The sequence below is a fragment of the Pirellulales bacterium genome, assembly GCA_036499395.1.
Lineage (GTDB): Bacteria > Planctomycetota > Planctomycetia > Pirellulales > JACPPG01 > JACPPG01.
Genome location: DASYDW010000019.1, coordinates 1 through 13,887 on the forward strand (window position 1 = coordinate 1; position 13,887 = coordinate 13,887).

Annotated in this window: 11 protein-coding genes; 10 read left to right on the forward strand and 1 reads right to left on the reverse strand. The window is 59.4% G+C overall.

All coding sequences use genetic code 11. The features are described from left to right. The first annotated feature begins 595 nt into the window (after nucleotides 1-595). The 5 genes from VGN12_03590 (at nucleotide 596) to VGN12_03610 (ending at nucleotide 7,715) form a co-directional block, all read left to right on the forward strand. Nucleotides 596-1,522 carry an exosortase/archaeosortase family protein gene (locus VGN12_03590; protein HEY4308514.1) on the forward strand — a complete coding sequence of 309 codons (927 nt, stop codon included), beginning with the start codon at nucleotides 596-598 and terminating at the stop codon, nucleotides 1,520-1,522. A gap of 321 nt (nucleotides 1,523-1,843) precedes the next feature. Beyond that, complete coding sequence (locus tag VGN12_03595; protein ID HEY4308515.1) at nucleotides 1,844-4,111, forward strand: polysaccharide biosynthesis tyrosine autokinase; 2,268 nt, start codon at nucleotides 1,844-1,846, stop codon at nucleotides 4,109-4,111. A 72-nt stretch (nucleotides 4,112-4,183) separates the two neighbouring features. Further along, nucleotides 4,184-4,900, forward strand: coding sequence for an exosortase-associated EpsI family protein (locus tag VGN12_03600; protein HEY4308516.1), 717 nt, complete (start codon nucleotides 4,184-4,186; stop codon nucleotides 4,898-4,900). 523 nt (nucleotides 4,901-5,423) lie between these two features. Continuing rightward, nucleotides 5,424-6,605: a DegT/DnrJ/EryC1/StrS family aminotransferase gene (locus VGN12_03605; protein HEY4308517.1), complete on the forward strand. Its 1,182-nt coding sequence runs from the start codon at nucleotides 5,424-5,426 to the stop codon at nucleotides 6,603-6,605. Nucleotides 6,606-6,743: 138 nt separating this feature from the next. Next, nucleotides 6,744-7,715: an NAD-dependent epimerase/dehydratase family protein gene (locus tag VGN12_03610; protein ID HEY4308518.1), complete on the forward strand. Its 972-nt coding sequence runs from the start codon at nucleotides 6,744-6,746 to the stop codon at nucleotides 7,713-7,715. Between the two features lie 86 nt (nucleotides 7,716-7,801). Here the strand turns inward: VGN12_03610 and VGN12_03615 are convergent, their stop codons facing one another. After that, nucleotides 7,802-7,939 carry a hypothetical protein gene (locus tag VGN12_03615; GenBank protein ID HEY4308519.1) on the reverse strand — a complete coding sequence of 46 codons (138 nt, stop codon included), beginning with the start codon at nucleotides 7,937-7,939 and terminating at the stop codon, nucleotides 7,802-7,804. Nucleotides 7,940-8,023: 84 nt separating this feature from the next. Here VGN12_03615 and VGN12_03620 point away from each other — a divergent pair, with 84 nt between their 5' ends. The 5 genes from VGN12_03620 (at nucleotide 8,024) to VGN12_03640 (ending at nucleotide 13,887) form a co-directional block, all read left to right on the forward strand. Beyond that, nucleotides 8,024-9,556, forward strand: coding sequence for an SDR family oxidoreductase (locus tag VGN12_03620; GenBank protein ID HEY4308520.1), 1,533 nt, complete (start codon nucleotides 8,024-8,026; stop codon nucleotides 9,554-9,556). A gap of 141 nt (nucleotides 9,557-9,697) precedes the next feature. Further along, nucleotides 9,698-10,969, forward strand: coding sequence for a glycosyltransferase family 4 protein (locus tag VGN12_03625; GenBank protein ID HEY4308521.1), 1,272 nt, complete (start codon nucleotides 9,698-9,700; stop codon nucleotides 10,967-10,969). Continuing rightward, nucleotides 10,929-11,561: a sugar transferase gene (locus VGN12_03630; protein HEY4308522.1), complete on the forward strand. Its 633-nt coding sequence runs from the start codon at nucleotides 10,929-10,931 to the stop codon at nucleotides 11,559-11,561. Before VGN12_03625 ends, VGN12_03630 begins: the two co-directional genes overlap by 41 nt. A 329-nt stretch (nucleotides 11,562-11,890) precedes the next feature. After that, nucleotides 11,891-13,009, forward strand: coding sequence for a GNAT family N-acetyltransferase (locus VGN12_03635; GenBank protein ID HEY4308523.1), 1,119 nt, complete (start codon nucleotides 11,891-11,893; stop codon nucleotides 13,007-13,009). A 35-nt stretch (nucleotides 13,010-13,044) separates the two neighbouring features. Continuing rightward, nucleotides 13,045-13,887, forward strand: a complete 843-nt coding sequence (locus VGN12_03640; protein HEY4308524.1) for an FkbM family methyltransferase — start codon at nucleotides 13,045-13,047, stop codon at nucleotides 13,885-13,887.

The window sequence follows — 13,887 nt, forward strand, 5'->3', positions numbered from 1 at the left end:
GCAGACGCCCGCCCAGACCGCCACGCCCACGTGCGCGCAGCAACCCAGCAAGACGCCGCCCTCACCCCCCCGTGAGAACCCGGCTTCCATACAGCCCCTACCATCGACATTCCTAACCCATTCCTCAAATCTTTCCCGAACCATGATCGAAAATCGACCACAACATGTGTGGTTGATAAAGCGCGCCGATTGCGCGGCATGCGCCAAGTAAAAACGAACGGTTGCAACAGGTATGACCGCGCTAATCAAACGCAAATATTGCCAAGACAGGTCACACGCAACACAACCTGGGGGAAACTGTTTGACAGCATTTTTCGACCCGGATATCGTGACATCAGACGCAGTCGCAAGCCCACTTCAAATCTCAACGGGACCCCCTCAGCGCCAATCCTGCGGTGATGAGGCAATTTCAAATCAACCTCGGACGATCCACGCTTGCCATAGGGGCAGTTCAAAGGACCGTCGAGGAAGCCCGTTGTTCGACTGATTGATCCGTGCGGATTGCGGCCGGAAGTCCAAGAAGACCGAGTCGCGCCAAGATCGCGATTCGGAACTCCCTGACACGACTCACAACACCTGGAATCGACAACGTACGATGGCCGAGTCCTTTCTATCGCAATTCGAAATTCGTCGGGATCAGCAGCGTCCCATCGCCATTCTTACCGTGTTGGTGTTGCTGCTGATCGCGGTTTACTGGAACACGCTCCGTACGATCTCGACGGTGTGGAATACGCCCGCGTACTCGCACGGCTGGTTGGTGCCGGTATTCGCGCTAGTGCTGCTCTGGATGCGGCGCGAGCCGATTCAGGAACCGACACCGCAAGCACGCTGGACTGGCGTCGGGCTATTGGCGCTCGGTCTGACGCTCCGCATGGTCGGCGGCTATTTCGCCTACCCTTACGTCGAGATGGTATCCCTGTTGCCGTGCTTGTTCGCCATCTTCTTGTTGGTCGGCGGTTGGCAACTGTTGCGCTGGTCCGGTCCGGCGTTGGCCTTCTTGGTGTTCATGTACCCGCTGCCGGGTATCGTCGAGCGCGGTATGCTTGACCCCCTGCAACGTGTGGCCACGATCTGCAGCACCTACGCCCTGCAAACCCTCGGCGTGGCGGCCCATCGGTCGGGCAATCACATCATCCTGGGCGAATTGCGATTGGGCGTGGTCGATGCCTGCAGTGGTTTGCGCATGTCGACGATCTTTCTCGCCCTGGCCGTGGCGATCACCTTGGTAACCGAACGCCCCTGGTGGGAACGCATCACGATCATCCTTAGCGCGGTGCCGATTGCCCTGATCGTGAATGTCATTCGCATTACCGTTACCGGAATTCTACATCGCACCGTCGGTACACAGATCGCGGATGCGGTGTTTCATGACTTAGCAGGCTGGGTCATGATGCCGATGGCAATGGGCTTTTTGTTCGTCGAGTTGCAGCTACTACAGAACCTGTTTATCGAAGAAGAAGACCGCGGCCCGGTCATGGTCGGCCAGGTGGGCATGCCACGTTCGACTTCGGCCAGCCGGTAAGTGCAGGCCACGCAAAACAGACAGACACGCGCAATAGACGGGCGAATTCAGCTATTTAGCGACGTCAGGTGGAGAACAAAGGGCGCAAAGACAACGTTAGAAAGCAGCGACGTTGTAAAACGGCGACGAACAAGCGGCTCGTCCTCAGAGGAGTGAACGAATCAAAGCTCAAAAGCATTAGTCACTTACGACCAACTACGGAAAACGCCCTGGACGGCGGCCCGTAAGTTGCGTCGGCACTTGACCTCGCTTTCGGCGGCCCACTAGCAGCATGGATTGCCCGGAAACCGCAGCGCGATCACAACTTTGGAGAGTTTCTTGGTGTCTACGACTCACAACTCAGATCCCAGCGCCGCGCAAACCATATCTAGCCCCCCGCCGGACGAACATCGCGGCGGCGAGTTAGTCCCCGTCGGCAGCAACTACGGGATGGCGCCCTACGCGGGCGTACCCTGGCAGACCGGCCCGGCACCGCGCCCCGAGATGCTCTCTGCCGCGCCGGATCCGATGTCGATGCTGCGCGCCTTTCGGCGCCGCTGGCCGCTGGCGACCGGGCTAGGCATCTTGGCCGCGCTCGCGGCCATGGCTGGTGCCTGGTATGTGATTCCGCAAAAAGGCGAAGTCATCGCCTACGTGCAGGTCATGCGCGATCCGGAAACCATGACCACGAAAGCGCGTCAGGCCGACTCGTACGAGTTTTTGACGTATCGAAATACGACCGTCGAAATGATGAAGAGCAAGTCGCTTTTAACGCGCGCCATTCGCGACCCGTCGATTGCCCAACTGCCGCTTATCAAGAAACAAAATGATCCGGTCGAATGGCTGCAGGATCAACTAAGTATGAAATACCCCGGCGACGCCGAACTGTTGCAGGTCACGATGAGCGGGTCGATCGAAGAGATCGACAACATCGTCAACATCGTCAACGCCGTGATCAACGCATACTTCAAGGAAGTCGTGGAAAAGGGAGTGCTGGAGCGTACCAAGAAAGAGCAAAAGCTGAGCGAGCTGAGGCAGATGAAGAGTGAAGAGCTGCTGCGCGATATGAAGGACATTGAAGGTCTGCAAAAGAATCTGGGCATTGTCGATCCTGCCGCGGCGGCCGCGCAGAATCAGATGCTGCAGCAACAACTGGGCGTGGTGAATAATTCGATCTTCTCGCACACATCGCAGGCGGCGAATCTGGAAGTCGAGGTCGATAAGCTAAAGCTCGACATCGAGCTGGCCCGCGACCCTGCGGCCCGCGAAGCACGCGCCGAGGAGGAAATGCACAAGGACGACAAGCTGAAGAAGCTGGAAGAACAGAAGAGCGATCTGGAGCTAGCCATTTCCGAGGCCAAAAATCAAGTTAAAGGGAAGGACAATCCCACCGTCAAACGGTTGGCGAAAAGCTTGCAGGCGGTCGAGGAAAAGGTCGGCTTGCGACGGGACGACCTAATGAAACGCTTTTCCGACTCAAATGAATCGGTAAAGATCAAGGAATTCGAAGGTAAAAAGCTGGCTACCGAAAAGCATCGCGCCAGCGTCGTGGAGCAGATCGCAGAGTTGAAGGAACAGCACACCGAACTGACCGAGAAACTGACGGTCATGACGCGCGACACCGCGGAACTGGATACCAAGCGCCAACGCGTCAAAACGCTGCAGGCCCTTGTCGATGGCTTGAATGCCGACTTGTACAAGATCTCTGTCGAAAAGTCGGCCCCCTCGCGCGTGCAAAAGTTGGACGACGCGATTGCGCCGGGCGGATCGAGCATGAAGCGTAAGGCCGGGCTTGTCGGCTTTGCCGGCTTCGCCGTTTTCGCTATGGTTGGATTGGCCGTGGCGTTCTTCGAATTCCAGGCCCGCCGTATCAGCACCTCCTCGCAGTTGAGTGACGGATTAGGGTTGCGGGTCGTCGGCGCGCTTCCCTCGGTCACGCGTCCCGGTCGAAAGGCTCTGGCCGCGGCCAACGGCGACCTGAACCGGTTGCTCGTCGAATCGATCGATACGGTCCGCACCAATTTGATTCACAGTGCGGTTTCGGAACCGATGCGCGTGGTCATGATCACCAGTGCCCTGGATCGCGAGGGGAAGACCACGGTCGCCAGCCAACTAGCGGCCAGCCTGGCGCGGTGCGGCCGCAGGACGTTGCTGGTCGACGGCGACTTGCGCCGTCCCACGGCGCACAAGCTGTTCGAACTGCCGCTCGAGCCGGGGCTTTGCGAAGTCCTGCGAGGCGAAGGAGAGGTGGACGACGTCATTCGCCCCACGCGTGTGGCCGGCTTGTGGATGATTTCGGCCGGTCAGTACGACCTGGAAAGCATTCAGGCGTTGTCGAAAGACGGTGTCGGCGACATTTTCGACGTGCTGCGATCGCGCTTCGATTTCATCATCGTCGACTCGGCGCCCGTGCTCAGCATTGCGGACGCGTCAATGATGGGGCAAAACGTCGACGCCGCAATACTGTGCGTCATGCGCGAAGTGAGCCAGGCCAGCAAAGTCTATGAGGCCAGCGAGCAGCTTCGCTCGGTCGGCATTCACGTGCTGGGAGCCGTCATCAACGGCGAACGGACCGAGGCCACTTATCGCGCCCATGCCGCCCGCGCCTAAATGGGAAACGATTAAAACTGCCGCGGCATGGTCCTGCGGCTTCCTTTGAGATTCACCGCGAGAGCGAAAGATATGAAGAGCTATTTGGCGCCCGCTTGTGCCGCCCTGTTGATCATCAGCACCGGATTGGTCCGGGCCTATTGGGGTGGCGCCTTCGGGGCCGGCGACGACGCCGAGATCCTCAAGTTGTTTGCTGACCGGATCAAAGACGTCCCGATGGCCGTCGGCGATTGGGAGGGCAAGGACCAAGAAGAGATGGATCCGCGCGAGCGCGAAGTGGCCGAAGCCGATGCATCGCTCGGACGACAATACACGAATCGTTTGACCGGCGCGGTCGTCAATATCTCCCTGGTCAGCGGTCGCTTCCGCGGTGTGGCCCAGCACGTCCCCACGCAATGCTACGTGGCGGCCGGCTTCCAAATGATGAACCCGGAAATTCAATACGATATCGAGACCGACGCCGGTCCGGTGAAGTGTTACACCACGGTGTTCAAGAAGGACGAACATACGGGCACGCAGTACCTGCGCGTCTTCTGGACCTGGAGCTACGACGGCAATTGGATCGCCCCCGACCTGCCGCGCGTGGCGCTGGTCGGACAACCGGCGCTGTACAAGATGTATTTCATCGACATAGTGCCGATGCCGGGGCAGGCGATCGAACAGAACTCGGCTGTGGATTTTGTTCGCAAATTCATCCCGCCCACCAACGCTGTCTTGTTCCCCGATCAACCCGCGAAATCCTCGGACTCAGCTCCGGTCAATGAACCCACGTCGTCCCCCGCCAGTTGAGAGCATGGCCCCCTGCAGGGGGCCGGAAGCGGCCCCGAACGCTTGCCGCAGTAGCATGCCCTTTCGGCTCGCCGGTGTGCGATTTCACCTCCTGACTCTTCATCTTGATCCTCCCGCACGGCTACCCCGACAAGACATGTCGCGTTGTCGAGACGCAACGTGCCGTGGCCTGCGGACCACATCCCGTTTATCTGTTTGTTCCATAAAACCAGGCCAGGCCGTTCGCAAGCGGCCCCGCACGTCGTAAAATCGTGACCATCGGATGTCGTAAGTTCGCCGTCCGGACGAGGCACAGTTTTTGCCTCGTCAGTTAGCAGCGTTATGTCGGGGCATGCGAATTAATCGCGTCGACATCGCGGCTTTTGAAAGAAAAAGTTTTAAACGCCACATGTTTTTTTGGGTGCTGTCACCCATGGGAACGGAGTGCGCGCCGACCACGATCAGAACGATTCGTAGGAACGCTATCTCACATCCTTCATACGCGCCCGTTCTTCACCTCTAGTCACGCATCGAGACCAACTGCATGACCTCTCCGTCCGCTGCTGTCGCCAAGAAAGATTGGTTGTTCGTCGATGCCGGCAAGAAGGTGCCGCTCGCGCGGGCATGGTTCGACGAATCCGAGCCGACGGCCGCGGCCGAAGTCGTGCGCTCGGGCTGGTTATGCCAGGGGCCGAAAGTCGCGGAATTCGAAGAGCAATTCGCCAAAACGGTCGAAGCCCGGCATGCGATCGCCGTATCGAACGGCTCGATCGCTTTGCTCGTCTGCCTGCAAGCGATGGGAATAGAACCGGGCGACGAGGTCATTGCGCCGAATATGACCTTCATCTCCTCGGCCACCGCGGCCATGGTGCTGGGGGCGAAGCCGGTGTTGTGCGACATCAACCTGACAAACTATTGCATCGACGTCGATCGACTCGCGTCGCTGATAACGCCGCGCACCAAGGCCATCGTCCCGGTCCATTACGCCGGCCAATCGGCCGACATGGGACCAATCATGGACCTGGCCGACAAGCACGGCCTGAGCATCCTCGAAGATGCCGCCGAGGCACATCTGGCCCGATATAACGACGACAAGTACGTCGGCACGATCGGCCGCATGGGCATTTTCAGCTTCACGCCCACCAAGCCTATGACCACGGGCGAAGGGGGCATGATCGTCACGAACGACGATGATCTCGCGGCGCAATGCCGGTTGATTCGCAATTTCGGCGACTCGGGCAAATTCCAGTGGGACTTGCTCGGTTTCAACTACAGGATGAACGAAGTCGCGGCCGCGGTCGGCATCTGCCAACTGGCCAAACTCAAGCAAATCATCGCGATGCGTCGCGAGAAGGCGCTGCGCTACGACCAGGCGTTCGCCGGCGAAGAGGCGATCGTCATTCCCTGGCGGCGTTCAATGGAAGATATCAACTACCAGCTTTACACGGTTCGGTTCCGCCTGGACCTGCTGGACGCGGACCGCGACCAGATCGCCGATGAATTGGCCGAGTTGGGAGTCGCCTCACGACTCTACTACCCGTCGTTGCATCGGCAAAAGGTCTTTGCACCGTTTGGTCCCTACGACGACAAGGACTTCCCGAACTCGCTGGAATTCGAACGGTCGGCCCTGTCCCTGCCGATCTTTACCGGCTTGACCAACGACGAACAGGATTATGTCAGCGCCTCGCTGTTGAAGGTCGTGCGACATCATCGGAAGCGGACTTAGGCGTCGTAACAACATTTCCCCAAATCGCATTTTGATTCGCCGTGCGGGCCACGCGTTCAACACATTCGCAGACATTGCTCTCGAATTCCTGGCGACCCGCGCGGTCCACGATAGAGTCGGCCACATTAGGAGTGCTGAATGATCACAGGTAAGAAGGTATTAATCACGGGCGGGGCCGGTTTCATCGCCACGCACATGGCCGAGCGGTTGGCCGAACGCAATGAAGTGACGCTGTTCGATATCGATCTGAACGGCTCGATCACCTACAGCCCGCTGAACAAGGACAGTCGCGTCCGCAAAGTCCAAGGGGACGTGCGCAATCTCGAGGCCGTGCAAGAGGAAGTCTCGCGCTGCCAGATTCTACTGCACTACGCGTCGATCCTGGGCGTGCGCAAAGTCATCGACAACGCGCGCGATACGATCGATACGGTGCTATTCGGCACGCGCAATGTGCTCGAGGCGGCCCGCCACAATCCAAAGATCGAGCGCATCGTCAACATCTCGACCAGCGAGGTGTACGGCAACGTGATGGACGCTCGCGAAGGAAACAACTGCCTGGTCAGCACCGCCAATGACGCGCGCGTCTGTTATGCCTCGAGCAAGCTGGCGGCCGAGCACATCGTGTGGGCCTATCACCGCGATTTCAAGTTGCCGACGGTCATCGTGCGGCCGTTCAACATCTTCGGCCCGATGCGCAAGACCGACAACGCGGTCGGCCGGTTCTGCGTCCGCGCGATCGCCAACAAAGACGTGACCCTCATCGGCGATGGCAGCCAGTTGCGATCGTGGTGCTATATCGACGATTTCTGCGACGCCATGTCGAGCTGCATCGAAACGGAAAAGGCCATCGGCGAGGATTTCAACTTCGGCAATCCGGTGACCGCCGTCACGATCTATGATTTGGCTGACCGCACCATCCGGCTGGCCAAGAGCAGCTCGAAGATCACGACCACAGCGCACACCTTCAGCGATATCGGCGTCCGTGCCCCCAGCTCGGTGAAAGCCCGCGATCTGCTGGGATACGTGCCGAAATTCAACCTGGACGCGGGCCTGCTGCCGACGATCGAGTGGTACCGCCAGAACCTGAACGATTTCCGGGATTGGCTGTAGCAGTATGACCGACCTGGCGCGGTGCTGGCAGGAGTGTCCGGATGCACGTCCTGCCGCAACGATTCAGGCGAATAGCTTACAAATAATTAAATTTCGTTGATTTTTTCCATCGACACGCACAGAATTGACCACGAAGAGGGCAGTTCGGGGATCATCGGTCGGAAACGGAACCGTTCGTGTTCCGCACGCCGCGCCGTGCGCTCCGAAGGAGCGGTCGGGTTCATGTCACTGGCCTCGTTTAGGGGCCGGCCATGTCTCGCTGCATCGCGCCATAGGAAGCTTCGAAGTCGCACCCAGGAGGAACAGGCGTGAACTCTTCTAAACTCAGCTTCACCACCGGCACGATCCTGCGCATGGGCGCCGATACGGTGATGTTGCACGTCGCCGTTGCCGCGGCACTCGGACTGCGATTGGTGTGGCTCGTGGTCTCCGGTAATGCCCGCACGCCCGTCGATAACGCGGCCGACTTCTGGCGATTGTTCAGCCATTTCTGCACGTCGGTATGGCCGCTGACCTTGGTCTGTTTGGTTGTCTTTTACATCAGCGGCTTTTACACGTACGGCCGCGCGTATCAGAGTCGCTACAAGGCATTAATTGTCGCCCAGGGCGCGACGCTCGGATTTTTGATCTTTGCCTCGCTGTCGTATCTGTTCAGCGGTGCTGGATTTACGTTGCCACGGTCTGCTCTGGTGATGTCGTGGCTGTTCAGCGTGGTGCTGCTGGTCGGTTCGCGCATCTGGACGACCCTGTGGGCGACGATCGTCAGCCCCGAGCGGGATGCCCTGGTCAAGAAGCAGGTGGGCGAACGCCGGGTGCTGGTCATCGGTGGCGGGGGTTACATCGGGTCGGCCTTGCTGCCAAAGTTGCTCGATAAGGGCTATCACGTTCGCCTGCTCGATCTGCTGATCTTCGGCGATGATCCGATCCAGCAGGTCATCAATCATCCGCGCTTGGAAGTTCGCCGCGGCGATTTCCGCCACGTCGAACAAGTGGCTGATGCGTTGCGCGACGTCGACTCGGTGGTTCACCTGGGCGCGATCGTCGGCGATCCGGCTTGCAATCTGGACGAAGAGTTGACGATCGAGGTCAACCTGACGGCCACCCGCATGATTGCTGAGCTGGCCAAGGCATCGGGCGTGCAACGGATGGTGTTCGCCAGCACCTGTTCGGTCTACGGCGCCACGGACGAGATGCTGGACGAGCGAAGCATCGTCAAACCAATTTCGCTCTACGGCCATACGAAGCTGGCATCGGAGCGCGTGCTGTTGTCCATGACCAACGACAGCTTCAAACCCACGATTCTGCGGTTCTCGACCATTTACGGCCTATCGGGCCGGACACGGTTCGACCTGGTCGTAAATCTGCTCACGGCCAAGGCCAAGCTGGAAGGCAAGATCACGGTCTTCGGTGGTGATCAGTGGCGTCCCTTCGTACACGTCGACGACGCGGCCCTGGCCGTGGCAACGGTGCTAGAAGCGCCAGAGGAAATCGTCGGCAGCCAGATCTTCAACGTGGGATCGAACGATCAGAATTACACCATTCAGCAAATCGGCGAAATGGTGCATGAGAATGTCTTCTCGGCCGAGCTGCTCGTCAATTCCAACGACGCCGACAAACGCAACTATCGCGTCAACTTCAACAAGATCCGCAACCAGCTCGGCTTCACGCCGCAATGGACCGTCCGGCAGGGCATTCAACAAGTGTTGGACGCCATCGCGAACGGTGACATTTCGGACTACGCCGATTCCCGCTACTCGAACGTAAAGTTCCTTAGCGAGAAGAAATCCGTCGTTCGCGACAATTGGGCGCACGAACTTGTGCGGGTGATTGCCTCGCAATAGCCTCTGGTGTGCTGCCGGATCCAGTAGTCCGTCGCTCGGCTACCCATCGGCGGCTAGGCGATCGCCGCTGGCTGTGTTGCGACCGCTTCACAACTTTCCGTTCCGCTCCTGTCGGTCATCTCTTCGGTAACTCGCCCGCGCATGCGTCTGCTGTTGATTCACCAATACTTTGCCGGGCCCTCCGAGCCCGGCGGTACGCGCCACTACGAGCTGGCTTCGCACTTGGTACGCGCTGGGCACGATTGCACGATCGTCGCCAGTACGATGAACTACGCGTCGGGCAAACGTGTGGTCGAAGGGCGCGGCCTGGTCGTCGAGCAACGAATAGACGGCATTCGCGTCCTGAGGGCCTACACCTATCCCTCGCTGCATCGCAGCTTCGCCTGGCGCGTCGTGGCGCTGGTGAGCTTTATGTTCACGTCGGTGTGGGCCGCTTTACGTGCCAAGGATATCGACCTGGTGATGGGGACGTCACCTCCGTTGTTCCAAGCGCTCAGCGCGTGGCTGGTGTCGGCGATCCGCCGTCGCCCTTTGCTCTTGGAAATTCGCGACCTGTGGCCCGAGTTTGCCATCGATATCGGCCTGCTGAAGAATCCGATCATCATCAAACTCGCCCGCTGGGTGGAAGTCTTCCTCTATCGGCGGGCCACGCATTTGCTGGTCAATTCCCCCGCCTATCGCGACTATCTGCTCGCCAAGGGCGTGCCGGACGCGAAAATCACCGTTATCGCCAATGGTGTCGACCCCGACATGTTCACACCCGAGGCCGACGGCAAGTTCTTTCGCGAAGAGATGGGGGTCACGGACAAGTTCGTCGTCACCTATGCCGGCGCCCTGGGCATGGCCAATGACATCGAGACCATCCTCCGCGCCGCGGCCCGCCTGCGGACCGAGACCCGCGTCCGCTTCCTGCTGGTGGGCGAAGGCAAGGATCGCCCGCAGCTTGAGGCCAAGGCTAAGGAGCTGGAGCTGGGCAATTTGAAATTTGCCGGTTCGCGTTCCAAGGCCGAGATGCGTGCCGTGCTCGCCGGCTCGAACATTTGCCTGGCGACGCTCAAGAACATCCCGATGTTCCGCACGACGTACCCCAACAAGGTGTTCGACTACATGGCCGCCGGCCGGCCGACGGTGCTGGCCATCGACGGCGTGATTCGCCAGGTGGTCGAAGCGGCAGGGGGCGGCGTATTTGTCGAACCGGGGAACGACCGCGCCCTGGCCGCGGCGATCCAGTCCTTGTGCGACGATCGCGAACGTTGTCAGGCGATGGGCTTGGCTGCGCGCCGGTATGTCGTCGAGAATTTCAATCGTCATCGCCAAGCGCAGGACTTTGTCCGCCTGTTGGAGCGTTTGACGAACGTCCCGCAAACGGATCATGAACCGCCTGTACCGGAAGTTCGGGAAACGTGCGTTTGATCTGGCGGTCGCCGTGCCGGCGCTCGTCGTGTTTTCTCCGATCATCGCGCTCACGGCTCTGGCCGTGCGCTGGCGGTTGGGAGCGCCGGTCATTTTCCGTCAGGAGCGCCCCGGACAGAACGGCACTCCTTTCGAGGTGTACAAGTTTCGCACGATGGTCGACACCCGCGACGCCGCTGGCAATCTATTGCCGGATGCCGAGCGATTGCCCGCCTTCGGCATCTTCCTGCGTCGCACGAGCCTGGACGAGCTGCCGCAACTTTGGAACGTGGTGCGCGGGGACATGAGCCTGGTCGGTCCACGCCCCCTGATGATGCGCTACTTGGGGCGATACAGCGCCGAGCAGTTTCGCCGGCACGATTGTTTGCCCGGCATCACTGGCTGGGCCCAAGTGAACGGTCGCAACGACATTTCGTGGGAAAGAAAATTCGAGCTCGACGTGTGGTATGTCGACCACCTGAGTTTTTGGCTCGATCTAAAAACGCTCTGGTTGACGGTGCTGAAAACGGTTTTAGGGGTCGGTGTCAGCGCTAGCGGACACGCCACGATGCCGGAGTTTGAGGGAACGAAAGAGTTACAACTACGTAAGTAGCCCTCCCCCGCGTTGCAACGCCGGCCTCGGGCGATTAGTTATATGCTGACGATGAGTAGGGAAATTCGGAAGCAGGGGCCGAAACGGGGCGAGGGCGAAGAGTTGGCCTCTTAGGTTGAGGGCCTCTGATCGGGGCAGTGGGGCTCGTCGGGACTGTTCGGGATTCCGCGAGGATTGGCTATTCGGCTTGAAATGTCAAAGCCATGGATCGCATCGGTTGACGCGATCGGCTTTATTGGCAGGCGGGCTGGGTGTGCTACCGATCGAAACGGCCGGAGCGCGGCACGTTTCTGCGCTGCGGTGCGCAATATCTTCTCGAGCAATCGCCCGTGTTTAGCGATTCCGTCAACATCGTTCCCACGGCTTCTCTTCAACAGGGAATGCACGAGAAACCGTCGATGAACTTGACGTTCTTGACGCCGGATAGCGAGGAGTGGGGCCAGTTCCTCAAGACTGTCCCGCACGACTTTTATCATCTGCCCGGCTATGCGCGCATGACGGCCCCCTTCGACGGAGGCCAGCCCGAGGCGGCGCTGGTCCGTTCGGCCGAGAATTACTTCTTTCTGCCGTACATCGTGCGGCCGCTTTCCTATATTCCCTGGTTGGGAAACGAGGGAAGCACACTCTTCGACATTGTCTCGCCGTACGGTTACCCCGGCCCACTGTTCAGCGGTGACGAGGCCTTCCACCGCGCGGCAATCGGCGAATGGCATCGGCTGATGCAACAGCGTGGCTGCGTGAGCGGGTTCATCCGCCTGCACCCGCTGTTGAATGTCGGCAGCGACATCCCCGCCTCGGGCGGTCAGATCGTCGAACGCGGCCGCACCGTCTCGGTCGACTTGCGCCTATCGCTCGAAGAGATGTGGGGGCAGACGCGCGCCGATCATCGCCGCAATATCTCGAAGTCCCGGCGCAGCGGCATGACCGCGGCCATCGAGGACTTCGACGCCAATCTCGATGCTTTTCTCGAGATGTACAAAGAGACCATGGATCGCACGCGGGCCTCGCCCTATTACTACTTTCCGGCGTCTTACTTTCGAACGCTGAAAGAAGTGATGGGGGAACAAATGTCGCTGTGCCTGGTGCGTGGCGGCGGCGGGGAACTGCTGAGCGGTGCCCTGCTGACCGAGTGCTGCGGCATCGTGCAGTACCATTTGAGCGGCACATTCAACTCGGCGATCCAACTGCGGCCCAGCAAGCTGATGCTCGATTACGCGCGCACCTGGGCCAAGGCGCGCGGCAACGACGCTTTTCATTTGGGGGGCGGCTTCGGCGCCAAAGAGGATTCGGTCTTCGAATTCAAGGCCGGATTCTCGTCCAGCCGTCATTCGTTCTACACCTGGCAATTCATCTTCTCGACCGATCAATACATGCTCCTCGAGGAGCGCCGCCGCGGCCTGGAAACCGCCGCCCCCAACACCGAGTTCTTTCCGGTCTATCGCGGGTAATCTTCGCTCGTCCACGACACTTCACTGCGATCCGCATGAAATTGCACCTCGTACGATTCCTCCGCCGGCCAGCGATGGCCCTGTTCTCGCGCCTGAACCCGGGGGACATCACGATTCGGCATCACTGGACCGGTGATCCGGTGCGTTTGCATTCGTTCCGCCACAAGGGCTATTGGTTTCACGGCCGCGAGCGCGAACGCTGGATCATGGAAATGCTCGAGCGTCTGATCCGCCCGGGCGAAACCGTCGTCGAGGTGGGCGGGCATATTGGTTACGTGTCGTTGTGGCTGGCGAAGCTGGTCGGTCCAGGGCATGTCTACGTGTTCGAACCAGGCCCGAATAACCTCAAATACACTGAGCAAAACCTGCGCGGCAAAGCCAACATCACGCTCATTCCCAAGGGTGTCGGGGACGTCCAGACCGAACGGATCATGTTTGTCGAGCAACTCACTGGGTTGAACAACACCTTCGTCGAGAATTCTCCCCTGTTGAAAGGGAACGCCACGCTCGAGGGCTTCAATCCGGACAAATTGTGCGAGTCGGTGCCGGTCGAGTTGGTCCGTTTCGACGACTATGCGGCCGAGCATGGCGTAAAACCGGACCTGATCAAAATCGATGTCGAAGGCTTCGAGCCCGAAGTGCTAAAAGGAATGTTGGGAACACTGGCCCAATACCACCCGAAATTGATGATCGAGGTGACACGTCGGGCGGACCTGGTGTGGCCCGTGCTGGTCGATGCGGGATATGTCGCCTTCCGCGAAGATTTACGAGTCATCGAAACCGAGCGCAAATTGCGCAACAACTTATTCTGCCTCTGTCCGGACCACCACGGTGAAGAACTGCGAGCGTTGGGCGTTAATGTCCCGCTGCGAAGTTAG

Bases quoted from the DNA above. Each gene is read 5' to 3' on its own strand.
- VGN12_03590 (HEY4308514.1), top strand. From the start codon at position 596: ATGGCCGAGTCCTTTCTATCGCAATTCGAAATTCGTCGGGATCAGCAG.
- VGN12_03600 (HEY4308516.1), top strand. From the start codon at position 4,184: ATGAAGAGCTATTTGGCGCCCGCTTGTGCCGCCCTGTTGATCATCAGC.
- VGN12_03605 (HEY4308517.1), top strand. From the start codon at position 5,424: ATGACCTCTCCGTCCGCTGCTGTCGCCAAGAAAGATTGGTTGTTCGTC.
- VGN12_03610 (HEY4308518.1), top strand. From the start codon at position 6,744: ATGATCACAGGTAAGAAGGTATTAATCACGGGCGGGGCCGGTTTCATC.
- VGN12_03615 (HEY4308519.1), bottom strand. From the start codon at position 7,939: ATGAACCCGACCGCTCCTTCGGAGCGCACGGCGCGGCGTGCGGAACAC.
- VGN12_03625 (HEY4308521.1), top strand. From the start codon at position 9,698: ATGCGTCTGCTGTTGATTCACCAATACTTTGCCGGGCCCTCCGAGCCC.
- VGN12_03630 (HEY4308522.1), top strand. From the start codon at position 10,929: ATGAACCGCCTGTACCGGAAGTTCGGGAAACGTGCGTTTGATCTGGCG.
- VGN12_03640 (HEY4308524.1), top strand. From the start codon at position 13,045: ATGAAATTGCACCTCGTACGATTCCTCCGCCGGCCAGCGATGGCCCTG.